The 24,509-nt window shown below is 60.6% G+C and carries 18 protein-coding genes; 5 read left to right on the forward strand and 13 right to left on the reverse strand.

The features are described from left to right. Positions 1–18: 18 nt before the first annotated feature. The 13 genes from KHO07_RS12780 to wecB all read right to left on the reverse strand — a co-directional run bounded on the left by KHO07_RS12780 (position 19) and on the right by wecB (position 20,445). On the reverse strand, positions 19–2,790 hold the full coding sequence (locus KHO07_RS12780) for a malto-oligosyltrehalose synthase (protein WP_212627397.1): 2,772 nt from the start codon (positions 2,788–2,790) through the stop codon (positions 19–21). Further along, on the reverse strand, positions 2,787–4,865 hold the full coding sequence (malQ, locus tag KHO07_RS12785) for a 4-alpha-glucanotransferase (RefSeq protein WP_212627398.1): 2,079 nt from the start codon (positions 4,863–4,865) through the stop codon (positions 2,787–2,789). Before malQ ends, KHO07_RS12780 begins: the two co-directional genes overlap by 4 nt. Next, positions 4,862–6,658: a malto-oligosyltrehalose trehalohydrolase gene (gene treZ, locus KHO07_RS12790; protein ID WP_212627399.1), complete on the reverse strand. Its 1,797-nt coding sequence runs from the start codon at positions 6,656–6,658 to the stop codon at positions 4,862–4,864. The genes malQ and treZ overlap by 4 nt, the downstream gene beginning before the upstream one ends. Positions 6,659–6,670: 12 nt before the next feature. Further along, complete coding sequence (gene glgA, locus KHO07_RS12795) at positions 6,671–8,257, reverse strand: glycogen synthase GlgA (RefSeq protein WP_150734284.1); 1,587 nt, start codon at positions 8,255–8,257, stop codon at positions 6,671–6,673. Between the two features lie 578 nt (positions 8,258–8,835). Further along, positions 8,836–9,789, reverse strand: coding sequence for a D-2-hydroxyacid dehydrogenase family protein (locus KHO07_RS12800; RefSeq protein WP_212627400.1), 954 nt, complete (start codon positions 9,787–9,789; stop codon positions 8,836–8,838). 13 nt (positions 9,790–9,802) lie between these two features. Next, entirely contained in the window at positions 9,803–10,825 is a 1,023-nt protein-coding gene (locus KHO07_RS12805) for an alpha/beta hydrolase (protein ID WP_150734282.1), read from the reverse strand. An 83-nt stretch (positions 10,826–10,908) separates the two neighbouring features. Beyond that, positions 10,909–11,343 carry a YqaA family protein gene (locus KHO07_RS12810; protein WP_150734565.1) on the reverse strand — a complete coding sequence of 145 codons (435 nt, stop codon included), beginning with the start codon at positions 11,341–11,343 and terminating at the stop codon, positions 10,909–10,911. After that, a complete protein-coding gene (locus KHO07_RS12815; RefSeq protein ID WP_212627401.1) occupies positions 11,343–11,789 on the reverse strand; it encodes a DUF411 domain-containing protein in 447 nt (148 codons plus the stop codon). The genes KHO07_RS12810 and KHO07_RS12815 overlap by 1 nt, the downstream gene beginning before the upstream one ends. A 225-nt stretch (positions 11,790–12,014) precedes the next feature. After that, complete coding sequence (locus KHO07_RS12820) at positions 12,015–13,097, reverse strand: GGDEF domain-containing protein (RefSeq protein ID WP_212627402.1); 1,083 nt, start codon at positions 13,095–13,097, stop codon at positions 12,015–12,017. After that, entirely contained in the window at positions 13,081–13,959 is an 879-nt protein-coding gene (locus KHO07_RS12825; protein WP_212627403.1) for a DUF4434 family protein, read from the reverse strand. The genes KHO07_RS12820 and KHO07_RS12825 overlap by 17 nt, the downstream gene beginning before the upstream one ends. Then, a complete protein-coding gene (locus KHO07_RS12830; RefSeq protein ID WP_212627404.1) occupies positions 13,959–17,123 on the reverse strand; it encodes a phage receptor in 3,165 nt (1,054 codons plus the stop codon). Before KHO07_RS12830 ends, KHO07_RS12825 begins: the two co-directional genes overlap by 1 nt. After that, the gene (gene nrfB / locus KHO07_RS12835; protein ID WP_212627405.1) at positions 17,120–19,294 is read right to left on the reverse strand and encodes a cyclic di-3',5'-guanylate-activated glycosyltransferase NrfB; all 2,175 of its coding nucleotides are present in this window, start codon (positions 19,292–19,294) and stop codon (positions 17,120–17,122) included. Before nrfB ends, KHO07_RS12830 begins: the two co-directional genes overlap by 4 nt. After that, positions 19,291–20,445: a UDP-N-acetylglucosamine 2-epimerase (non-hydrolyzing) gene (gene wecB, locus KHO07_RS12840; RefSeq protein WP_212627406.1), complete on the reverse strand. Its 1,155-nt coding sequence runs from the start codon at positions 20,443–20,445 to the stop codon at positions 19,291–19,293. Before wecB ends, nrfB begins: the two co-directional genes overlap by 4 nt. A gap of 487 nt (positions 20,446–20,932) precedes the next feature. Between wecB and KHO07_RS12845 the strand changes: the two genes are divergently transcribed. The 5 genes from KHO07_RS12845 to KHO07_RS12865 are packed head-to-tail and all read left to right on the forward strand — an operon-like array spanning position 20,933 to position 24,377. Then, positions 20,933–21,781: a transporter substrate-binding domain-containing protein gene (locus KHO07_RS12845; protein WP_212627407.1), complete on the forward strand. Its 849-nt coding sequence runs from the start codon at positions 20,933–20,935 to the stop codon at positions 21,779–21,781. A gap of 51 nt (positions 21,782–21,832) precedes the next feature. Further along, positions 21,833–22,495, forward strand: coding sequence for an amino acid ABC transporter permease (locus tag KHO07_RS12850; protein ID WP_075944736.1), 663 nt, complete (start codon positions 21,833–21,835; stop codon positions 22,493–22,495). Between the two features lie 8 nt (positions 22,496–22,503). Further along, positions 22,504–23,166: an amino acid ABC transporter permease gene (locus KHO07_RS12855; protein WP_212627408.1), complete on the forward strand. Its 663-nt coding sequence runs from the start codon at positions 22,504–22,506 to the stop codon at positions 23,164–23,166. Further along, entirely contained in the window at positions 23,163–23,957 is a 795-nt protein-coding gene (locus KHO07_RS12860; protein ID WP_212627409.1) for an amino acid ABC transporter ATP-binding protein, read from the forward strand. Before KHO07_RS12855 ends, KHO07_RS12860 begins: the two co-directional genes overlap by 4 nt. A 30-nt stretch (positions 23,958–23,987) precedes the next feature. Further along, positions 23,988–24,377 carry a RidA family protein gene (locus KHO07_RS12865; RefSeq protein ID WP_103393151.1) on the forward strand — a complete coding sequence of 130 codons (390 nt, stop codon included), beginning with the start codon at positions 23,988–23,990 and terminating at the stop codon, positions 24,375–24,377. Positions 24,378–24,509 lie beyond the last annotated feature (132 nt).

A 24,509-nucleotide genomic window follows, 5' to 3' on the forward strand; every position in this document is an offset into this window, starting at 1 on the left:
AATGCTCCTGAACTGAACTCAAGTGTCGATAGTTTGGATAATGAGATTGACCGGGAAATCCCCCAGCGCGTCGCTGATTAACAGCTCCTTGTGTTCTGTGACTGTGGCGCTGGAAAAAAGTCCCTTCAGATTTTCGTCTGCAGTGGTGAACGGCAAATGGATCCGGGTATCGCCCCACTGCGGCGCGTCCACGTGTGGCACGGCACCGTTTTCCAGCAGCGGCGCGCAACGGATCGGCACGATGACGATGGCGCGTTTACCCTCCCATTCGCGAACAAACCCAAGCACCCGATGGGCCTGGCTGCCGATGATGTCGAGCGCCTGGTAAGTGCCGTGTCGAAACAGCTCGGCGTGCTCGGCACGCAGGTTTAAAGTCCGCGCAATCAAGGCTTGCTTGATGCGCCCGTCGCGCCAGTGCGCCACCAGATCAGGCAGATCGAACGGCTGCTGCAAGGCCTGTTGGCGACTGGCGTAATCCACCGGGCGGCGGTTGTCCGGATCGACCAGCGAGAAGTCCCAGAACTCGTTGCCCTGATAAAGATCCGGCACACCCGGCACGGTCATGCGCAGCAAAGTTTGCGCCAATCCATTCAGGGCGCCGGGTACGGCAATCGTCCGGGCTACCTTGGCGAGGGCGGTGCGCAACAGGTCACCTTCAGGGCTCAGCAACAGGCGTTGGGTGAAGCGTTCGGTCGTTTGTTCGTAGACATCGTTGGGCGCGCTCCAGCTGCTCTGCAACTTGGCTTCGCGCAGGGCTTTGCGTTGCCATTGGCTGATGCGTTGGGCGTAGGCTTCAAGCGCCTGTTGGTCGTCGGGGCGCAAGTCCAGCGGCCAACTGCCAAGGAGCGCTTGATAGAGAAACAGTTCATCACCGGCAGACGGCATCTGGTCATCGTCGCGCAGCGGGCGGGCGAGGGCGCGCCAGAGACCGATCTGTTCGACGTACCATTTACTGCGCTCACTCAAGACGGCCAGGCGCGCGCGGGTATCTTCGCCACGCTTGTGATCGTGGGTCGCGGTGGCGAGCAGGTTGTCGGGAAACAGCTGCAGACGCTTGCGGTTGGCTTCATGGAAATCGGCCGCCGGCGCACTGAATTGCTCGGTGCTGAAGCCCACGTCATTTCGTGACAGCAGCACCGCCGAGCGATAGAACGCGGTGTCTTCCACGGCTTTCGCGGCGGCGGGAGACGTCAGCTGTTGAAAACGCACGCAGGCATGCTTGAGGCGCTTGCGCAGGCGTCCGGCAGGGCGCTTGCGCCAGGCCTCGCCACCGAGCCAATTGGCCAGGCAGTCGAGCACCGGCCAGTCGGCCTCGCCCAGTGTCTGGCGGGCGCCGTCCATGGCCTGCTGGAAAAACACCTCGTCCTGGGCCGAGCGTCCAAGGGCGCTGATGTAAGTGCGGTACACCGAGAAATGCACGATCAATTCCTGCAACGCTCGCCGGATCGCGCCGAGCGTCAAATCGCGGGTCATCAGGTCGTCCCGGGCCACTTGCAACAAAGCCTGGGCCACGCTTTCGAAATCCCCGGCGAGCGAGCCATTGAGGATCTGCTGCCGCGCCAGTTGCGCTTCCTGGCGGAAATCGGCCGGGCGTTCGCTGTAGCGTTGCCAGACTTCACCCAAGGTTGTCTCGCCGTCGGGGTCGTGTTGCAGCAGCGACAACTGATTCATGAATTCGTAGCCGGTGGTGCCATCCACCGACCAGTCGCGGTGCAGGGTTTCGCCTTCGCCAAGGATTTTTTCGACGTAGATTGGCAAGTGCCGGCCCGGCGCCAAGCTGTCGACTCGCCGCCGCAGTTTGCGGCAGTAGCCCCGTGGATCAGCCAGACCGTCGATATGGTCGATGCGCAAGCCGTCGACCAGCCCCTCAGCCACCAGTTGGAAAATTTTCGCGTGGGTCGCCTCGAATACCGCTGGACGCTCGACCCGCAATCCACCCAGTTCGTTGACATCGAAAAAGCGCCGCCAATTGATGTCATCGGCGGCGGTGCGCCAACTGGCGAGGCGATAGCTTTGGCGTTCCAGCAGGTCGTGCAGTCGCTGGAAGCCTTCGCTGGTCTGCGAGTCGTAGGCTTTCAGATTGTTCTCGATGCCTTGCAGAACCGCGGGATGGCTGGCCAGTTCGCGCAACTCGTCTTTCAACGGAATCGCCAGGCTGTGGGCGTCAGTTTGATAGCTCAGGGTGCTGAAACGGTCGGCCAGTAATCTGAGCGGCTCGGCTTCGGCCTTGAGCAGTTCACCGTAATGGCTGGGGCAAATGGGGAAGTGATGATCGTAATGTTCGACATAAAACCCACCGCGCTCATCGAAGCGCAGCTTCAAGGTGCCGTCCTGCAGGGCGACGCCGTAGTCGCTGCCAAGAAATGGCAACAGCAGCTGTCCTTCCATCAACGGATCGGGCGAGTGCCACTGGATATCGAAGAACTCGCCGTACGGGCTCAGCCGTCCCCATTCCAGCAAGTCCAGCCACCAGGGATTGTCGTTGCCGCCAACCGCCATGTGGTTGGAAACGATGTCGAGAATCAGCCCCATGTTTTGCCCGCGCAACGCGCTGACCAGACGCCGCAGTGCGGGTTCGCCGCCCAGCTCCGGATTGACGGTGGTCGGGTCTACCACGTCATAGCCGTGCATCGAGCCGGCGCGGGCGCTCAGCAGGGGCGAGGCGTAGACATGGCTGATCCCGAGGCGGGCGAAGTACGGTACCAGAGGCACCGCATCGTCCAGGGTGAAGCCTTTATGGAATTGCAGCCGCAGGGTTGCCCGTAAGGGCAGCATCGTCGCTTGATTCATTGGTCACGCTCGGCCGCCTGGAGTCGCGCACAGGCGAGCAGTTCCAGACGCCGGGCGGCGTCTTCGTGATCGAGCAGTGCTTCGCTGTAACCGGGCAGGCGTCGCGACCAGTTCGGGTGGGCATCGATGGTGCCGGGCAGGTTGGCCTGCTGCTCGATTCCCAGTGCATCCTCAAGCGGCAACAAGACCAGCGGCGCACGGGTGTGGCCGAGGAAACGCACGCTGGCGTCGAGCACCTGATCGGTCTCGTGGGACTCTTCGCGAAAGTTCTGCGGATCCTGGCTCAACGTCCGGCGCAAGCCTTCACGCTCGCGTTCGCGATGTTGGCGCCACTCGATTTCGCCGTTGGCATCGACCATGCCGAGGCGGGCGTTCCAGTCGATGTCGCGACCATGCCACCAGCCATTGAGCGTCGGTAGGTCGTGGGTACTGGTGGTCGCCAGGGCGTTGTCCGGCCATTCGAGAATCGACTTGAAGTGAGTGTTGTCCTGCTCGAACAGCAGCACACGCATGCCCAGAATTGAACGGACGATGAGTTTTTCCCGCAGGCCATCCGGCACGGTGCCAAGGTCTTCGCCGAGGACGATGGCCTGATGCCGATGGGATTCCAGCGTCAGCAGGCGCAGCAAATCGTCGACCGGGTAATAAAGGTAGGCGCCGTCGGCGGGTGATGCGCCGTTGGGGATCACCCATAAACGTTGCAGGCCCATGACGTGGTCGATCCGCAGGCCTCCGGCATGGGCGAAATTGGCCCGGAGCATTTCGATGAAGGCGCGGAAACCGTGGCGCACCAGGCCTTCCGGTGAAAACGCCGAGATCCCCCAACCTTGACCGGTGCGATTGAGAATGTCCGGTGGCGCGCCAACCGTCAGCGCAGCGAGCAATTCATCCTGGCGGCTCCAGGCCTGGCTGCCACCGCCATCGGCACCCACCGCCAGATCGGCGATCAGGCCAATGCCCATGCCACTGCTGCGGGCGGCGGCTTGCGCGCGCTCCAGGCAGCGGGTGATCAACCACTGGCAGAAGGCGAAGAAACCAATGCGCCCGGCGTTCTCTTCGGCGAATTCAGCCAGCGCGGCGCTGCGCGGGTTGCGCCATTGTTCCGGCCACTCACGCCAATCGAGGCTTTCACCCTTGGCGGCCCGGGCTTCCTGGATGGCTTCGAAGCGGCAGTGGTTTTCCAGGGCTTCGCCACCGGCGTGGCGAAAACTGCTGAAGTCGGCGTGCAATGGGTGTTCGCCATGCACGAAGCCCTCGTACAGGGCCTGCAATAGTCTGTGTTTGGCTTCGGCGGCGGTAGGCCAGTCGATCAGTGGCAGTTCTTCAAGGTGCTTGAGTCGGTCACCAAGGCCCGTGGCATCAATGGCGGCGCGCATGGCCCGCTCACCGAGAATGGCCCCCGGCGCGCAGTACAGGCTATTGAGAAACAAACGACTGGACGGCGAATAAGGGCTGTAACGCTGAGTATCGTTGCTGAACATCGCGTGCAGCGGGCTGATCGCCAGTGCTTCGGCACCGCGCTCGCCGGCTACCCGCGCGAGATCTTCCAGCGCCTGGGTATCACCGAACCCGCCGTCGCCGGCACGCCGCAAGGCATACAGTTGAACGCTCAGGCCCCAGGTGCGGGGGATCGCGCTGTCGACCGCATCGCCGACGCTGAAGCAGCGTTCCGGGGCCACGGCCAGGGTAAAGGTTTGTCCGTCGATGCTGACGTGCTGATAACCCACCGGGATCAGCCCCGGCAGAATCGCTTCGGCATCGAGTTTCAGATTCAGTCGTGAGCCGTCTTCAAGGTGAATCTCGCAGGGTGTCTGCGGCTCGAAGTAGCGGGCCAGGTCGAGCCCGGCGCCGACGTCCACGGTCATCAGGGGTGGCAGGTGCCGGGTATCTTGTACCCGTTGCAGTTCTTGCAGGCTGGCATCGATTTCCTGGGCACTGCCGGCCGGGTGGCCCAGGCCGGTGAGGACGTTGCGCAGCACTGAGGGTGCGACTTTTTGCGGGCGGCCATTGGCGTCGATCCAGTCGACTGCCAGGCCGGCGCGGCTTGCAAGGATTTCAAGTTGCGCATCACTCATTGGCGCTCTCCATCAAGGGGTAGCAAAGGGGTTGCGGCCGTGAGGCTGACAAGCGCGCAATACGGGGGCAGGGTGCCTAGTTGCAGTTGTCGGGCAGACCCTGAAGGATGTTCGAACAGCCAGTTCGCGTCGTTGGGCGGCTTGTGCTGCAGCGGTTTGGGGCTCAGGTTCAGGTCGATGCGCAGCTGGCTGCCATCGCCCAGGCGCCAGCTCGCGCTCACCGCGCCCGGAGCCAGTACGCTGGCGTCCAGCGCATGGGCACCGGGCAAGCGCGGGATGATGTGCTGGTGGCGCAGTTGCAACAGGTGCCGGTACAGCTCGTAGACCTCCGATGGCTCGCTGGCTGACAGCGTCGGCCGGGACGCTTCGAACGTCGGCGGCGCATTCGGGTCGGGAATTTGCTCGCGCTTATGCGGATCAGTAAAGGCGCTGAACGCGGCAAACTCGTTACGCCGTCCTTCACGCACCAGTTGTGCCAGCTCACCGTGATGGCTGGTGAAAAACAGAAACGGCTGCTCGGCCGCGAACTCGTCACCCATGAACATCAGCGGAATCATCGGCGACAGCAGCAACAACGCCGTTGCAGCCTTCAAAGCCTCAGGATGGGCCAGTTGATGCAGGCGCTCGCCAAAGGCGCGGTTGCCGATTTGGTCATGGTTCTGCAAAAACAACACAAAGGCGCTGGGCGGCAGATGCCCGCTGGGTTCTCCGCGAGCCTCGCCATGGCGGTTGATATGGCCCTGAAACACAAAGCCCTGGCTCAAACAGCGGGCCAATTGCTCGGTGGGGTTTTGCCCATAGTCAGCGTAGTAGGCGTCGGTTTCGCCGGTCAGCAAAACGTGCAGCGCGTTGTGGCCGTCATCGTTCCACTGCGCGTCGTACCCTTGCTCGAGCAAACTGGCCTGATTGTGTTCGTTTTCCACCATCAGCCAGACATGCCGTAACGGATCGGTCTGCTGACGCACCCGTTGCGCCAGTTCCTGGAGGAAATCCGGGTCCTCGATGGCATGCACGGCGTCCAGGCGCAGACCGTCGAAGCGGTACTCCAGCAGCCACATCAAGGCGTTTTCGATGAAAAAGTCCCGCACCTCGCGCCGACGAAAATCAATGGCCGCGCCCCACGGCGTGTGCTTGTCTTCGCGGAAGAAGCTTTTGGCGTAGCGATGCAGGTAGTTGCCGTCCGGCCCGAAATGGTTGTAGACCACGTCGAGAATCACCGCCAGGCCAAGGCCGTGGGCAGTGTCGATCAGGTGCTTGAGTTGTTCAGGTGTACCGTATGAAGCCTGGGGCGCATACGGCAGCACGCCGTCATAACCCCAATTGCGTTCACCGGGAAACTGCGCGATGGGCATCAGCTCGATCGCGGTGACGCCCAGCTCGACCAGACGAGCCAGTTGCTGCTCGACCGCTTGAAAGCCACCGAGGACGCCAACGTGCAACTCGTAGATCACCGCTTCGCACCACGGTCGCCCCAGCCAGGTGCTGTGTTGCCACTGATAGGCAAGCGGGTCGACCACCAGGCTGTGTTGGTCGATGTCGCCGGCCTGGGCACGGGAGGCCGGGTCGGGCACCTCCATTTCGCCATCGATGTTAAACCGATAACGTGTCCCGGCAGGGCAGCGAGTGTTGATCACGAACCAGCCGTCGGCCTGAGGCAGCAACGGCAAGGACTGTCCATTTTCCAACTCGACACTGACGTAAAACGCATCTGGCGCCCACAACGCAAATCGCGTCTGTTCTGCGTCCAGCTTGATTGCGCCGTGGGGCCAGGTCTCAAGGGTCCGTAACGGCATTTTCAAAACCTCTTATTGTTTGTGCGATTTCCCCAAGGCCTTGGCAACCAGTTGTTCATAGAGTTCGGCATAGGGTTCGACGGCTTTGCACCAATTGAATGGCGCAGCCATCGCCCGGCAGCGCATGGCATGCAACAAGCCCGGGAAGGCGAAGACTTTGAACGCACGGCTCAGGGCTTCCTGATAACTTTCCACCGTGGATTCATCGAACAGGAAACCGGTCACGCCGTTTTCAATGGTGTCGGCCAGGCCTCCGGTATTGCGCGCCACCGGCAGGGAACCGAAGCGCTGGGCGTACATCTGGCTCAAGCCGCAGGGTTCATAACGCGAGGGCATCAACAGGAAATCGCTGCCGGCGAACATGCGTCGGGCATCGGTTTCGTTAAAGCCGATGCGCACGCCGATCTGCCCCGGGAACCGCAGGGCCAGCTCGCGCATCGCTTGTTCTTCTTCCGGCTCGCCACGACCGATGATCGCGATCTGGCCACCGGATTTGACGATGTATTCGGACACCGCTTCGGTGAGGTCCAGGCCTTTCTGGTAAACCAGACGCGAGACCACGGCGAACAGCGGGCCCTCGGAGTCTTCGAGGCCAAACAGCTCGCGCACATGGGCGGCGTTGGCGGCCTTGCCATCCCAGTCGCCGATGCTGAAGGGGCATAGCAGATGCGCGTCAGTGGCCGCGTCCCAGCTTTCGTCGATGCCATTGGGGATGCCACTGAGCAATCCTTGCTGGGTCTTGGCGGCAAGAAAACCGTCGAGACCGCAGCCGAAATCCGGTGTGGTGATTTCCTGGGCGTAAGTCGCGCTGACGGTGGTGATGTGGCTCGAGTAGGCCATGCCGGCCTTGAGGAACGACATCTTGCCGTAGAACTCCATGCCTTCCTGTTGCAGCGCGTGATGGGGAATACCCAGTTCCGGGCAGGAGCCCAGGCTGGTCACACCTTGGTACGCGAGGTTATGGATGGTGAACAGCGTAGGGGTGCGTTGCCCGCGCCAGTGCATGTAAGCGGGCGCAAGGCCTGCGGGCCAGTCGTGGGCGTGCACCAGGTCCGGGCACCAGTGAATTTGTGCGAGGTTGGCGGCGATGTCGGCCGCTGCCAGGCCCAGGCGGGCGAAACGAATGTGGTTGTCCGGCCAGTCGCGGCCATTGTTGGCGCCGTAGGGCGACCCTTCACGCTCGTAGAGCTCAGGGCAGATCAACACGTAAATGACCAGACCGTCGGGCATGTCCATGCGCCCGATCTTGCACGGCGGCAATGCGGCATGCCCACCGAGCTCGCCGATGATGTGAATCGGGTTTTCGCTGTGCAGCACCTGCGGGTAACCGGGGATCAGCACCCGCACATCGTGCAAATGCGCCATGGCCCGGGGCAGCGCGGCAGAAACGTCGCCCAGGCCACCGGTTTTCACCAGATCGGCAATTTCAGAAGTGACGAACAATACTTTTTTCTTGTTCGGATTCTGGCTGGCCACGGGGGCCAGAGTCTTGCTACCGGGAACACTGATCGATTGGGCGGCGGGACCACTCACGGTGCTTGATTCGCCGACATGCTGATGAGCACGTTCTCCCTGTACATCTAAAGCCGCACTGATCATATGAATCTCCCGTGTTGTTGATCTAATTCTCACGTCTGGCAAACGGTTGGGTGGCCAATTCCTGTGGCCGGGCACTAAAACGCTGCGCAACAGTGAGCAAGCGCTGCCCAATGCGCTGAAGCAGAATGGGTGGATTAGCCATTGCAAGGATTGCACCAGTCGCAACGCACCTACCGTTCAGTCGACCGACCACCGGTGGCAAAAGTTTCGACTTTTTTTTCACTTTGTGACCGACCGGTTTTACCCCGCGAAAATGAGTCTAGGCCAGAACTTAGAGCGGGAAAGGCCATATGGCAAAATTGTTCGACAATCGGCTCAAAGAGGTACGGACGTGCCGGATCGCGGGGCAATCGCACCGACGAAGGGCATGTTTTTTTGAGATTTTGCAAAGAAATGAAGCAGGACTGTCACAACGATGTGCGTGGGTGAACAGTAGCGGCGCACCATTGCGGTGCGTGGGTTTGGCTGGCGTGGTGGCTGTCAGGGCCTCATGGCGAGCAGGCTCGCTCCCACAGGTTTGTTGATTCGCAACAATTCCTGCAGGAGCAAGCTTGCTCGCGATGAACGATGCCCCGGTATCAATTGAGCAACCGGATAGGCTCTCCAGCGGCCCAGGCTTTGATGTCTTCGATCATTTGCGAAAAGAACAGCTGGTAATTCTGCTGGCTGACATAACCGACATGCGGCGTCGCCAGCACGTTCTCCAGGGTCCGGAACGGATGAAGGGGCGGCAACGGCTCGACATCGAACACATCCAGCGCCGCTCCTGCCAGTTGCCGTTTCTGCAAGGCCTTGATCAGTGCCGCTTCATCGACAATCGGCCCGCGAGCGGTGTTGACCAGCAGTGCGGTGGGTTTCATCCAGCTCAAGGCCTTGGCGTCCACCAGGCCTCGGGAGCGGTCGCTGAGCACCAGATGCACCGACAGCACATCGGCCTGTTCGAACAGTTCCTGCTTGCTGACGCAGGTCACGCCAACCTGCGCCGCCCGCTCTGCGGTGAGATTTTCACTCCAGGCGATCACGCGCATGCCGAACACCTGGCCGAACTGCGCCACTCGCTGGCCAATGCTGCCCAGGCCGAGGATCGCCAGGGTCTTGCCATGCAAATCACCCCCCAGGCCTTGTTGCCATTGGCCGCTGCGCAGGGCATTGGCTTCGGCCACGAGGTTGCGGGTGGCGGCCATGATCAATGCCCAGGTCAATTCCGGCGCGGCGTGCTTGTAGCTGTCGGTGCCGCACACCTGAATGCCCAGCGCCGCCGCAGCCTTGAAATCGAGGGCGGCGTTGCGCATGCCGCCGGTCACCAGCAGTTTCAGCCGGGGCAGGCGCCGCAGCAGCTCTTCGTCGAATCGCGTACGTTCACGCATCACGCAAATCACTTCGAACGCTTCCAGGCGCTGCGCCAGGGTTTCGTGATCGGCAGGGTAGTCGTGGATGAAACTCACCTGGCCGACGTTTTCCAGTTCCGACCAGTCAACCACGTTGCGCGCTACGTCCTGCCAATCGTCGATCACTGCAATCTGCACCGCCATCAGCCTTACCTCTTTAACGCACGGGGTTGGTTTTGTTCAGCCAGTCGAGCAAGGCCTTGTGGAATTTCGCCGGTTCTTCCATCTGCGGGGCGTGGCCCAGGCCCGGGAATTCCACCAGTGTCGACTGGGGAATGAGTTTCGCCACCTGCTTGCCGAGTACGTCATATCGGCCGATCTTCGCCTTGACCTCGGGAGACGCGAGGTCTTTGTTGATCGCCGTGCTGTCTGCCGTACCGATCAACAACAGGGTCGGCACTTTCAGGTCCTTGAATTCGTAATACACCGGCTGGGTGAAGATCATGTCGTAGATCAGTGCCGAGTTCCAGGCGACCTGAGTCTTGCCCGGGCCTTTGGCGAGGCCGGCGTACATGTCTACCCAGCGGTCAAACTCCGGCTTCCAGCGGCCGTCGTAGTAAGTGCTGCGTTGATAGTCATGAATGCCTTGGGCGTTGACCTTCAGTTCACGCTCGTACCACTGATCGACGCTGCGGTAGGGCACGCCGATGGCTTTCCAGTCTTCCAGGCCGATGGGGTTGACCAGGGCCAGTTGTTCAACCTGATCGGGATACTGCAGCGCGTAACGGGTGGCGAGCATGCCGCCGGTAGAGTGGCCGAGCAGGGAGGCTTTCTGAATGCCGAGGGCTTTGAGCAATTGTTGGGTGTTGCTCGCCAGTTGCTGGAATGTGTACTGATAGTGGTCAGGCTTGCTGGACGTACAGAAACCGATCTGGTCCGGCGCGATCACCCGGTAACCGGCGTCGCTCAATGCCTTGATCGACGTTTCCCAGGTGGCCCCGCAAAAATTCTTGCCGTGCATCAGCACCACGCTGCGGCCATTGGCCTTGCCATGGGCGGCGACGTCCATGTAGCCCATTTGCAGGGATTTACCCTGGGACTCGAAGGCGAAGTGCTTGACCGTGTAAGGGTATTCAAAGCCTTGCAACTCGGGGCCGTACGCTGGGCCTTCAGCCGCAAGGGCCGGCAGTGATGCGGTCAGCAGCAGGCCGGGAAGCCAGAATGAGCGGGTCAAGGGCATGGGTGAACTCCATTGGAAATCCGTCGATGCTGGATCGGAATGATTAGGACGACATTAACAAGGCAATCGCCGCCCCACTTGGTTCAACCCATCCAGCCCAAAGTGGCCAGCGCCACAACGCCATAACGGGCACCCTTGGCCAGGGTCACGATCAGCAGGAAACGCCCCAAGGGCTCACGCATCACGCCGGCCACCAGGGTCAGCGGATCACCGATAATCGGCAACCAGCTGAGCAGCAGTGACCAGTGACCATAGCGCTGATAATTGTTTCGGGCTTTTTCCAGGTGCGCAGGGCTGACCGGAAACCAGCGCCGGTCACGGTAGCGCTCAATGGCGCGCCCCAGCCACCAGTTCACCAGCGAACCGAGTACGTTGCCCAGTGTCGCTACGGCCAACAGTGCCCACAGCCAATACTTGTCGCTGAGGAGCAAACCCACCAGCAGCGCTTCGGACTGCAATGGCAGCAGGGTAGCGGCGCCGAACGCCGCCAGGAACAAACCGATGTAGGCGCCGAAAATCAATGGGCCGGGTAATCCGCCACGACACTATCGGTGCCGTCCTTTTTCAGGCCGATCACTTGGTAGGCATCGCTCATGCCGTCCATCTCCATGCCGGGCGAACCCATGGGCATGCCGGGAGCGGCGACGCCTAGCAGATCGTCGCGTTTGCTCAGGGCAAGGACCTGATCGGCCGGTACATGACCCTCGACGAATTTGCCGTTGATCAAACCGGTGTGGCAGGACGCCAGGCGCGGAGGGACGCCATGTTGTTGCTTGAACTCACTCATATTGGCTTCGACATGGTCCTCGACCTTGAAGCCGTTGGCTTCCAGGTGGGTGATCCACTTTTTGCAGCAGCCGCAATTGGCGTCGCGATGAACTTCGATCGGGATCAGTTCGGCGGCCTGGGCCAACGAAGAAATGAACAGGGCGCTCAAGGCAGCCAGACGCAGATGGGTTCGCATGTCGGCAAGGGTCTCGGATTGAGTGCGGGAAATGGCATTCTGACCGGTTTCCCTCGAGATAAGAGGGGAGATTGTTACCAGGTTATACAAAAGATGTAGGCGCCTGGCTTGCCGTCGATGACGTCCTCCAGTGCGCTATCGCCAGTAAGCTGCTCCCACAGGGTTTACGCTGAACCTGTGGGAGCTGGCTTGCCAGCGATAGCAATGGATCACGCGACCAAAAACTCAAGTCTGACCATGAAAGGTAAACCGGTCCTTCCCTGAATGTTTTGACTCATACAAGGCCGCATCCGCCTTGATCAGCGCCTGGTTCAACGTGTCGTCCTCCAGCACCCGAGTCAGGCCAATGCTGATGGTCACCGGATGCTGTGTCGGTTGTTCGCGCACCACCCGGCACAGCTCGCCGGCCAAGGCCTCGACATCGTCACGGCGAACCCCCGCCAGATAAACTGCAAATTCCTCGCCGCCCAGTCGCGCATACTCGAAGTGGCCCATCACCGCTCTGATGTCTTGCGCAATGCGCTTGAGCACTTCGTCGCCGATGTCGTGACCGTAGACATCGTTGACCTTCTTGAAGTTGTCGATATCCACCATCGCCAGGTAGTGATCGAGCTCACGCGGAACCGCGTGCAGTAGCTTGTCGGCCTGTGTCATGAACGAACGGCGGTTGGGGATTTCCGTCAGCGTGTCAATGTACGCCTGGTCCAGCAGCAGTTTGGACATGATGAAATTGTAGAGTTTGGCTTTACGCAAAGTCATGAAACTGTAGAGGGTCAGTGCGCAAATGAATGTCGAATAGCTGAGGGCCATCACGCCCTTGAGTTCTTGCGTTTCGATCCCGCTGTCGTAGAAGGGATTGAGGAATGCCCAGGTGATGATTTGCGCGGCGAAGAACGCCCAGCGATTGAGCGGCAACACCGAGGAGGTAAACAGCGTGGTCGATGCCGCCAGCAGCAACCAGGCCGGTTGGTGGTCTTCGGGCACACCTTCGATCAACAAGCGCGTGCCCAAGGCGATGGTGAAGACGAACACCAGGTTCAACCACTGGAACTTCCGGGCGCTGCGGGTAAACAGCAAAACGACGACCAGGATCGTGAAGACACCGATGAACACCAGTGAGCGCCACGTGAAGCTCTGGTCACCGATAAAACTGAGGATCAGGTCGTAGGCAAACCAGACCGCGATGCTGGCGAGGTAAATCAGCACGCAGAATGTGTGCAGTCGTTCGAATTCATGCTGGAGAAATTCAGCTTTCAATGCGGCTGGCGCGGTTTTCTTCAGGACTTCGTCTTCAATGGTTTTGTACATCGTCGCCCTTGTGCTTGCGTTGGTTGTCGAGAATCACCTTTCCCCAAGGCCGGTAACGCAGGGAAAACACCGCTGTGGGATGACAGCCCGGCGATGACACCTGCGGGCTGGCAGGTTCGGCCCGGAAGGGTTGCCCGCTGGCGCTGACCTGGCGGAACGCTTCGTGGACGATGCCGATGGAGCAGGGCAATGCCGCGGCGTAACCGTTGCGCACCAGCAAAGGCAAGCGACCGGTTCCGGTGCCATCCTGCCACCAGACCTGAAGCCCCGCGTTCGCCAGTTCACCCAACCACTGGCCGTTCACTTGCGGCGCAAGTTTGCCGGCGCTGAAACTGCTGACGTGCAACGGCGCATCGAGTTTGCCGGCGAAATCCTTGAGCTGACGCTGCAGGGCTTGCCTGCGATCTGCCGCCATGAAATGCAGGTCGTCCAGTTCCATCGGCAAATACCAGCCGCTGACGGGCAGCTTCCACGTGTTGCGTAACCGTTGTTGTTGCGCCAGCGATTGTCCCAATTGCGCCTGCCAATAACTGCTCAAACCGGCACTGTCGAGCTCATCGATACGTTGGTAATAGGCCGGGTCCATGTATAGCCCCAGTACCAGGTTCAGGCCTTGTTCTCGCGCCAGTTTCAGGCTGTTGGCCAGCCAGCCATCGGCGCCACCGAAATCGGCGTCGCCGTAAGCGCTCCATTGCACGATCAGCGTGCGGGTGCCCTGTTTGACGGTATCTCGCCAGACGTTGCGCCATTGCGATTCGCTGAGGCTGGCATCGACGTTCAGCGGTTGATAGAAAACCCGCTCGTCAGCATGGGTCACCGCGCTGCCAAGCAACAGGCACACAATCAAAAGGAAATGCCGCATCAGAAATTCAACTCCACGCCCAACAGCACGCCGTTGCCGCCTTCATACAAATTGCCGCCCAACGATTGCTGGTATTCGGTGCGCACGGACAGGTGAGCGCGATAGGCATTGTAGACGTCGTCGTCAAACCACCATTGCCAGCGCAGGCCGATACCCGTGCGCAGGTCCTGGCGCCAGTCATTGCTCGGGTCCTGGCTGGCGAATTCGAGAAAGCCATAAGGCATGAGGGTTTGCGCGCCGTTGAACGGCAGTTTCCAGGTGTGGCCTTGCTGGAAACGTGACAACCATTGATGGTCACCGGCCTTGGTCCACCACGCCGCGTCGAGATAGAGAAAGCGTTCCTCCCAGTCGCTCTCGTCGACCCGCCAATCGTTGCGGAATCGTCCCTGGTCGAGAAACGAAGCCGTGGCGCGCAGCAGGTAGTCTGTTGTTGTGTGGCCGTCCTTGCGGTGATCCTCGACCTGATCGGCGAGTTTCTCCGGCACCAGCATTTGCCCCAGACTCAAACCATGATTGTCCTGGTCATCGAACTGACTTTGCTTGTAGATCTCGCCGTAGAAATTGATGTTCGCCGTGCCCCAAGGTTTGTAGCGCAGGCCGACACCGGTGCCGAGGGACTCGGCGTAGCTTGAACGGCCGACGCCTCCGAGCAACACGCGCCCGTAGACCGACAACGTACTGCCGGCGCGACTGGGCTCCTCGCCGAGTGCGTGGTCCCACATCGCCAGTTGCACGTTTTGCGAACTGGAGCGGCGTCTGGAGCCTGTGGTGTCATCAGGCAGCAGGATGTCGTTGGTCGAAACCCCCGCCGGTGACCAGGTGCTGGCGATGGTGAAAGTGTCGCGGCGCGAGAGCGATTCGTGGGCGCGGCGCTGGCGGTAACGGCGCGCCTCCATGCTGCCCTCTGCGTCGTTGGCCGCTACCGGGTTTTGCTCCAGATCAATGACCCGGCGCAGTTCCTTGCGGGCCGAGGCACTGTCTGCGATTTCGTCGTAGCGCCAGGCGAGGGTTTCACCGAGCTGGTAATCCTCTGGAAAATCCCGGGTTGCGCTTTGCAGATAAGGGACTGCACGGGCGCGTTCTTCCGGGGTTTCGGCACCGGCCAGGCGCATGCCGTAATCGGCGCGATAGCGTGGATTGTCCGGTTCGCGGCGCACGGCTTCGGCCAGCCACGCGGTGCTTTGCGGCAAGTCGCCAGCCTTTTGCGCGGTCACCGATGCCGCGTAGAAATGCCCGGCATCCGCCGACTGCTGGAGCGCGGAACGCTGGCGTTGCAAGGCGAGCGCGTGATCGCCACGGGCGTCGGCAATGGCTGCCCCCAATGCCCATTCGTTGGCGCCACGCTCGCGGCTTTGTTGCCAATAGCGTTCAGCGGCGGGAGCGTCGCCGACATTGAGGGCGCTGCGGCTGGCGGTGAGTCTGGCGTTGTCGCTCAATTCTCCGGGCGGGATGCTGCGCCAAATGGCCAGGGCACCGGCAGAATCCCCGGCGGCTTCAAGCGCATAGGCCAGCGGCAGGCGGCTGCCGCGGTCGCCGAGTTTCTGCGCATGTTGGTAATACACCACTGCTTCACCGGGATGTTGCGGCATGGCACATCGACCGAGTGCACGGTAGTCACCCGCGCCTGACGGGTGATCGCCGACGACTTGTTGCACAGCCGTGCACTGGCCATTCTCCGCCAGTTGCGCCAGCAGTTGGCCGCGTGTCGCGGCGTCGACGCGATTGAGCAGCGATATCATGCGCTGCTGTTGCGCGGCCGTCGGTGTCGATGAGGCATACAAGCCGGCCAGGCGTTGCAGCGTGGCGGGTGGGAGCTTGCCGCCGTGACGATCGTAGGCGCTTTCGAGCAGTTGTTGAGTGTGTTCGCGCTGGCCGGCATTGAGCGCCAGATAACTGGCCTGATTCAGCGAATTCAGGTTGCCGGTCTGCTGGTAATGCCGCTCCCAAAGCGCAGCGGCTTCGGCATGACGCCCCAAAACCTGGAGCATTTCGGCGCGGCGTTTGAGCACTTCGGCGGTTTGCGGTTGGTCGGCAAGATACGCCAGGACTTTGTCGTTGCGACCTTCGTTTTGCCAGACATCCAGCAGGCGCTCGCGGCGCCGCGTGTCCCAAGGCTCGGGCAAGCGTGTGCTTTGCAACAGGTCAGTGGCTTGCAGGCGCTGGGCAAGGACCAGCCATGCCTGGGGATCGTCCTTGGGTTGGCAACGGTTTAATTGAGTGAGCGCAGCTTGTGGGTCATGACGCGAAAGCCATTCGGCCGTTTCCAGGCATGGGCGCTGCAATTCACCGCTCAAGCGTTGCACGGTGGCGCTGTCGCCCGTTTCCCGCGCCAATTCCCACAAACGCTGGCGCTGGGCCGGATCGGCGAGGTCGGCGGCTGGCAGCGATTGCATCCAGCGTTGCGCCTGCTGGATATGCCCCATGGCTATTGCCCGGTCGACCATGGCCAGTCGAGCCTTGCGCGCGGCTTCCGGCGTGGGCGCCTGTTGCAGCAGTTGTTGCAACGGTTGTTCGTCGAGGCGCTGCACGTAGGCGTTGGCCAGCCGCTGCCAACCTTGTGCATCCAGCTGCTTGTTCGCGGCCAGGGGCGCCAGTTCCTTGATGGTGCCTTCCCAGTCGCGTAACTGCTCTGACCAGTTGGCCTTGGCCAATTGCAGGATTCGTCGATCACCTTTGGGCGCCAGTTGCGCCAACCAGTCATGCGCCCGCGCCGCGCCGCCGAACTTGGCCAGGCTCAGACTGTAGGCCTGCCACAGGCGAATTCGCTGGTTCAGGGTGCTGGTGGCAATCCACTGTTCGACCTGTTCGCTACCCGGCGGATCCTGTTCGATCCAGGTCAGGCGCAGGTTGAGCAAGGCGTCGCTGTTGTTCGGGTTGTCGGGCAGCGCCTGTACCGCGTCCTTGTAGCGTCGCTGTTTAGCCAGCGCTTGCACCAGCAAGGCTCGAGCTTCGTCGTTTTTTGGCACTTTGCCGAGCAGGTGCCGCATCAACCGTTCGACTTCGGCCCAGTTGCCTTTTTTCGCCTCGCGATAGCTGCGGTCCATGTAGGGGAAACTGCGGAACTGCTCAAAATCGGTCAATGGCTCGGCCTGCACCCCAACAGGGGTACTCAGGCCCAGCAACAGGCTGACGACGAGAAGGCGTTGACGATTGCCGGGCTTCATTCGACCTCCCTGGCAATGGCGAAAGCGGCTTGCTGTTCGGTGGCCTGATCTTCCAGCGCCTGCTCGAGCACTTGCCGGGTGATGATGCCGCGCGAGATCAGGTGTTCGCCCAGCGACATGCGCTCGGCATCGAAGTCGATCAATGCCTGATTGAACAGCGACGGTGGAACCATGCCTCGCACTTGCAGCAAATTGCCCAGCAAAACCTGATGGTGGCTGACGCGCTCAAGAAGATCTTCATCGTCCTGATGCTGTTCAAGCACTTCGAGCATGTGATGTACATCGGCACTTTGCCGAAGGCTGGGGTACCAATAGCGGATCCCTAATGTCACCCGTCCCTGAGGGGCCAGGCGACAACGCACCGGACGTTTCAATTGGCGACTGATGGCTCCCAGCGACACCTGGCTGACCGGGCCTTCGGCGGCCAGCACCAGCGTTGAGCCTTCTTCGGCGGCGGGGAGTACGCCATAGTGCGTGGCAACTTTACGCGGGACCGCGTCGATCAGGCGTTTGTCGAGCTTGAACGGGTTGAGCGGCGCCCATTCCATGTCCAGTTGTTCGGCCAGCGTTTGCACCAGTTGCGTGGTGTCGATGTGTCCGCGCAGCAACAGTTCATGGCCGAGGCGCCGGCGGACCGGGTTGGTGATGGCGGCGTCCAGTTGGTCTTCCGTGAGCAGGCCTTTTTCCACCAGTCGATGACCCAGCGGTGTGCGTTTCGCCTGGGTCAGTGCGGGGAACTCGTGGGTGGTCTTGTCCCACGCCACGCGGCGCGAATCGCCCATTTCCATGACCTGACGCAGAGCCCGCACGTTGGCAAAAAAGTTAACGAAGTTGCTCCACATCATCCGTGGCGCCGACAGCAGACCTTCGACGATGCCGTAGTAGCGAGTGACAAACCAGCCGCGCTGGAACAACCGGTTGAGCAGCATCAGGCCATTGAGCCAGAGCAGTGCTTTGAGCAGGGCGCTGTCGGCAAGGATCGAGGGGTAGCGCCAGGACTCGGGCGCGATCACCGTCACCAGCCACATCGCCAGCAACACGACAAACAGCAGGTTGACGATAAAGCTCAACAGGTAGGCGATCAGCCCGCGACGATCACGCCACAGGAAGTAATTGAGCAGGCCCGTGGTGCTCCAGCCGAGGTTTTTGGTGCCCTGGAACACGATGCCGACGATCCAGCGCGATTTTTGCCGGATCGCGTGCTGCAAATCCCGAGGGAAATGTTCGCGCACGCAGATCACCTGGGAAAATGCGCGGTCCATGCCAAACACCCACGGCTGTTGGAGCGCCAGCTTCGGGTCGCTCACGGAATAGCGAGCGAAGATGCACTTCATGCCTTTCTGTTTGAGGCGAAATCCGATGTCGTAGTCTTCGGTGAGGCTCTGGACATCGAAGGCAATGCCGTCGCCATCTTCTAGCAAAGCGCTGACCGCCTTGCGGCTGAAACAGGTACCAACGCCGGCGCTGGGCACCTGGCCGGTCAGCGCCTCGCGAACAATCACGTCCTTGCCATGGCTTTCGGCGAACTCGTCAACGTAGTGTCCGGCGGTGAAGCCTTTCCATTCCGGGGCATAGGGGTAGACCGGAATCTGGATCAAGTCTTTGCTCGGCAGCAGGTAGTTGAAAAGGCGCAGTTCCATCGGTGAAATCACGTCTTCGGCATCGTGAAGAATGAACCCGGCAAACTGGATTTTCGCCTCGCTTTCAAAACGCAGGATGGCGTCGATGATGTTGTTCAGGCAGTCGGCCTTGCTGGTGGGGCCGGGGCGGGCGCAGATGACTTTGTGCACGTTGGGGTAGTGCAAGCAGACTGCATCGACGTCGGCCTGGGTCTCCGCATCGTTGGGGTAGGTGCCAACGAAAATCTGATAGTTCTCGTAATCAATGGTGGAGGCCGCGAGGCGCGCCATTTCCCCGACCACGCCGACTTCGTTCCATGCAGGCACCATGATTGCCAGCGGTTTTTCGCCGATGGTGTACAGGCGTTGCTCGTCGGCGCGCTTGAATTTTTCGTAGATCCGCCAGCGGCGAATCAGCTTGCGGGTCCAGTACACGAGGTCGATGAACAAATCATCGAGCCCCAGCACGAACATCAACAGGGCGAGGACAATGGCGAGGTATTTGAGGCCGAAGAGCACGTAGGCGAAGAAATCGACCAAGCCAAGACTCATGCCTTTTTACCCGCCGCCGCGCGGTGCTTGAGCCAAACGCCGAGGCGATTGGCGATCCGTTCGCTGGCATGGCCGTCGCCGAACGGGCAGTGCACGCGACTCATGCGTTCGAAGGTGGCCTGGTCGTCGAGCAACAGGCTGGCCTCCTTGACGATGCGATCGGTATCGGTGCCCACCAGCAACACGGTCCCGCCTTCCAGCACTGAAGGCCGCTCGGTCACATCGCGCAACACCAGCACCGGTTTGCCGATCGCCGGCGCTTCCTCCTGGATACCGCCGGAATCGGTCAGGATAAAATGCGCGCGGCCCATCAACCAGACGAAGTGCTGATAGTCCTGTGGTGCGATCAGGTAAATATTGGGTTTGTGCGACAGCACGCTGTAGACCGCTTTCTGCACCTGCGGGTTGAGGTGCACCGGGTAGACGAATTGCACATCGGGGTAACGCTCGGCGAGGGTGGCCAGTGCCAGGCAAATGTTGCGAAAGCCACCGCCGAAGTTCTCGCGGCGATGACCCGTGATCAGCACCATGCGCCGGTCGTCATCCAGTACCGCCAGCGGTGAATCCGCGGCGGGGTGCCACTGGGTCGCTTCCTGGTGATCGCGCATCCACACCAAGGCATCAATCACGGTATTGCCGGTGACTTCGATGTTGGCCTTGGGTACGCCTTCGTGCAGCAGATTGTCTTCGTTTTTGGTGGTCGGCGCGAAATGCAGGTCGGCGATCACCCCTGTCAGGTGCCGGTTGGCTTCTTCCGGCCACGGTGCCCGCAGATTGCCGGTACGTAATCCGGCCTCGACATGGCCGATGGGCAACTGACGGTTGAAAGCGGCGAGGGCGGCGATGAAGCTGGTGGTGGTGTCACCATGGACCAACACGATATCCGGCTTCACTCGTTCATAGGCTGAGTCCAGGTGTTCCAACAGTTGTTCCGACAGGCCGTTGAGGGTCTGACCCTGCGTCATCACTTGCAGGTCTTCATCGACCGCCAACTCGAACGAATCGAGAACCTGCTTGAGCATCTCCCGGTGCTGGCCGGTAGAGCAGATGTTCAGTTCGATACCCGGCCATTGACGCAAAACGCGTGCAAGAGGGGCCATCTTGATGGCCTCCGGTCGTGTGCCAAACACCATCATGACTTTGAAGGACATCAGTTTCTCCCTGGCAGCCCCCGCTGACTCCATGGCAGTTGTAAAGACTGCTTATCACTTGGGTATTGAATAAAGCAGTCGGATCGGGGGTTGTCCAACCCGGATATTCCCCGCCTTTTTTCAGGGAGCGCCTCAGATGAAACTCTTAATCAGGGTGGCTGGGGGAAGAGCACGCGGCGATTTCTACAGGGATATAAAAAAATGCTGACGGACTAGACATTTTCATTGATACGAACGTGCACCTGAATGATTCACAGAAGTCCAACTGTGAACCCGTTACCCGCCCTCTGTAGCCAACAGTAGCGTTCGCTGACCCTGAGCGTTTGGTAACGTTTTCTCGTCTTTCGACGCATCCCCCTGATTCAAAACACTTTTCAATCCCCCCTACATTCCTTGCACATCCTGTGGCACACTTTCTGCTGTCTATTCCGTTGTTACATACCAAGTTCCGGTATAGCGGAATACACATCATCCAGGAGTGCTTGCCATGCATCGCCGACCTTCGTTATTCAAAGCGTGTGTTTTTCTTTTCGCAGCTTCGGCTGCTGCCATGGGTGCGGCCCAGGCAGCGGACGGTAAGCTCGACAGTGTTCTGGCCCGTGGCAAGCTGATTGTGGGCACCGGCAGTACCAATGCGCCGTGGCATTTCCAGGGTGCGGACGGCAAGTTGCAGGGCTTTGATATTGATATTGCGCGCATTGTGGCCAAGGGCTTGTTCAACGATCCGAGCAAGGTCGAGTTCGTGGTCCAGTCGTCCGATGCGCGGATACCCAACCTGCTGACCGACAAGGTCGACATGAGCTGCCAGTTCATCACCGTGACCGCGAGCCGGGCGCAGCAAGTGGCGTTCACCCTGCCGTACTACCGCGAAGGCGTTGGCCTGCTGCTGCCGGCCAACAGCAAGTACAAGGAAATCGAAGACATGCAAGCGGCCGGCGATGGCCTGACCGTGGCGGTATTGCAGAACGTCTATGCCGAAGAGCTGGTGCACCAGGCGTTGCCCAAGGCCAAGGTCGATCAATACGACAGCGTTGACCTGATGTATCAGGCCGTGAACTCCGGACGCGCCGACGCGGCGGCCACCGACCAGTCTTCGGTGAAATACCTGATGGTGCAGAACGCCGGTCGCTATCGCAGCCCGGCCTACGCCTGGAGCCCGCAAACCTATGCCTGCGCAGTCAAGCGGGGAGATCAGGACTGGCTGAATTTCGTCAACACCGCCCTGCATGAAGCCATGACCGGCGTCGAGTTCCCGACTTACGCGGCGTCGTTCAAGCAGTGGTTTGGCGTAGACCTGCCGTCTCCTGCCATCGGTTTCCCTGTCGAATTCAAATGATCCCGTGAGAGTGGGGCGCCGACAGGCGCTCCGCTCAAGGTACTGCCGACCATGAACTATCAGTTGAACTTTGCCGCCGTCTGGCGCGATTTCGACACCTTGCTGGCGGGGCTCGGTCTGGGCCTGGAGCTGGCGCTGGTGTCGATCGCCATCGGCTGCGTGATCGGCCTGCTGATGGCGTTTGCTTTGTTGTCGAAGCACCGCGCGTTGCGGGTGCTGGCATCGGTGTATGTCACGGTGGTCCGTAACACGCCGATTCTGGTGTTGATCCTGTTGATCTACTTTGCGTTGCCGAGCCTGGGGATTCGTCTGGACAAGATCCCGTCGTTCATCATTACCCTGTCGTTGTATGCCGGGGCGTACCTGACCGAAGTGTTCCGCGGCGGGCTGCTGAGCATTCCCAAGGGCCAGCGTGAAGCGGGCCTGGCGATCGGCCTGGGCGAGTGGCAGGTCAAGGCCTACGTCACCGTGCCGGTGATGCTGCGCAATGTGCTGCCGGCGCTGTCGAACAACTTCATTTCGCTGTTCAAGGACACCTCGCTGGCGGCCGCAATTGCCGTACCGGAGCTGACCTATTACGCGCGCAAGATCAATGTCGAAAGCTACCGGGTGATCGAAACCTGGCTGGTGACTACGGCGTTGTATGTCGCGGCCTGCTACCTCATTGCCATGATGCTGCGTTACCTCGAACAGCGTCTGGCGATCCGCCGATAGGAGGCCCCATGTACGAATCCCCCAGTTGGTTGCATGAGTTGTGGGTCGCACGCGAGCCGCTCTGGCAAGGCTTTTTGACCAGTGTGCAGGTGTCGGCGCTGGCGATTTTGCTCGGCACGGTGGTCGGCGTGTTTGCCGGTCTGGTGCTGACCTACGGCAAGTTCTGGATGCGCGCTCCGTTTCGTTTTTACGTGGACGTGATTCGCGGCACGCCAGTGTTTGTGCTGGTGTTGGCGTGCTTCTACATGGCGCCGGCACTGGGTTGGCAGATCAGCGCGTTCCAGGCCGGTGCATTGGGACTGACGCTGTTCTGCGGTTCCCACGTCGCCGAGATCGTGCGCGGTGCGTTGCAGGCTTTGCCCCGTGGGCAGATGGAAGCGAGCAAGGCCATCGGCCTGACGTTCTACCAGTCCCTTGGCTACGTGCTGTTGCCTCAGGCGCTGCGGCAGATCCTGCCGACCTGGGTCAACTCGTCCACCGAGATCGTCAAGGCTTCGACGCTGCTGTCGGTGATCGGCGTGGCCGAGCTGCTGCTCAGCACTCAGCAGATCATCGCTCGCAACTTCATGACCCTGGAGTTTTACCTGTTCGCCGGTTTTCTGTTCTTCGTCATCAACTACGGCATCGAATTACTCGGCCGGCACATTGAAAAGCGGGTGGCCTTGCCATGACTCACGTTCAATCCAACACCCAAAACGGCCAGCCGCTGCTGGACATTCGTGGCCTGCACAAGCGTTACGACCAGCTCGATGTGCTCAAGGGCGTCGACCTGACCCTGCAGCGCGGCAACGTGGTGACGTTGATCGGTTCCAGCGGCTCGGGCAAGACCACGCTGCTGCGTTGCGTGAACATGCTCGAAGAATTCCAGGGCGGGCAGATCCTGCTCGACGGTGAGTCCATCGGCTATGACGAAGTCAACGGCAAGCGTATCCGCCACCCGGAAAAAGTCATTGCCCGTCATCGCGCCATGACCGGCATGGCGTTCCAGCAGTTCAACCTGTTCCCGCACCTGACCGCGCTGCAGAACGTCACCCTGGGCTTGCTCAAGGTGAAGAAACTGCACAAGGACGAGGCCGTGGCCCTGGCGGAGAAATGGCTGGAGCGGGTCGGCCTGCTGGAGCGCCGGGATCACTTTCCCGGTCAGTTGTCCGGCGGTCAGCAACAGCGCGTGGCAATTGCCCGGGCGATTGCGATGAACCCGAGCCTGATGTTGTTCGACGAAGTCACTTCGGCCCTCGACCCGGAACTGGTGGGCGAGGTGCTCAACGTGATCAAGGGCCTGGCCGAAGACGGCATGACCATGCTCCTGGTGACCCACGAAATGCGTTTTGCCTTCGAGGTCTCGGACAAGATCGTTTTCATGAATCAGGGGCGCATCGAAGAGCAGGGGCCTCCCAAGGAACTGTTCGAGCGCCCGCAATCGCCGCGTCTGGCGGAATTTCTCAAAAACACGCGTTTTTGAGCCTTCAATTTTCAAACAGGAGAAACACTCATGAGCATCACTCGTTACGGCACCGGCAGCGCCGCTGCAGGCGGCACGCCTCGTCCTTTCGCTCGCGCCGTTGAAGCCGATGGCTGGCTGCACGTTTCCGGGCAGGTGCCGGCGGTGGACGGCGAGATCATTACTGGCGGCATCGTCGAACAGACTCACCAGACCATGAAAAACCTGATCGCGATTCTCGAAGAAGCCGGTTATGGCCTGGAAGACGTAGTGCGTGCTGGCGTATGGCTGGAAGACCCGCGGGATTTCACCAGTTTCAACAAGGTCTTCAGCGAGTATTTCAAACCCGAACACGCCCCGGCCCGTGCCTGCGTGCAGGCGAACATGATGGTCGACTGCAAGGTTGAGATTGACTGCATTGCGTACAAGAAAAAGGCTTGAATCGGCGGTGCCTGCATCGCTGGCAAGCCAGCTCCTACAGGTGTTGTGTGCTGCCCCGCACACCCAGTATCCCTGTGGGCGCTGGCTTGCCAGCGATGGCGGCCCAACATTCAACGCTGCACTCTCGGTAAA

The organism is Pseudomonas sp. PP3, assembly GCF_905336995.1.
Taxonomy (GTDB): domain Bacteria; phylum Pseudomonadota; class Gammaproteobacteria; order Pseudomonadales; family Pseudomonadaceae; genus Aquipseudomonas; species Aquipseudomonas reinekei.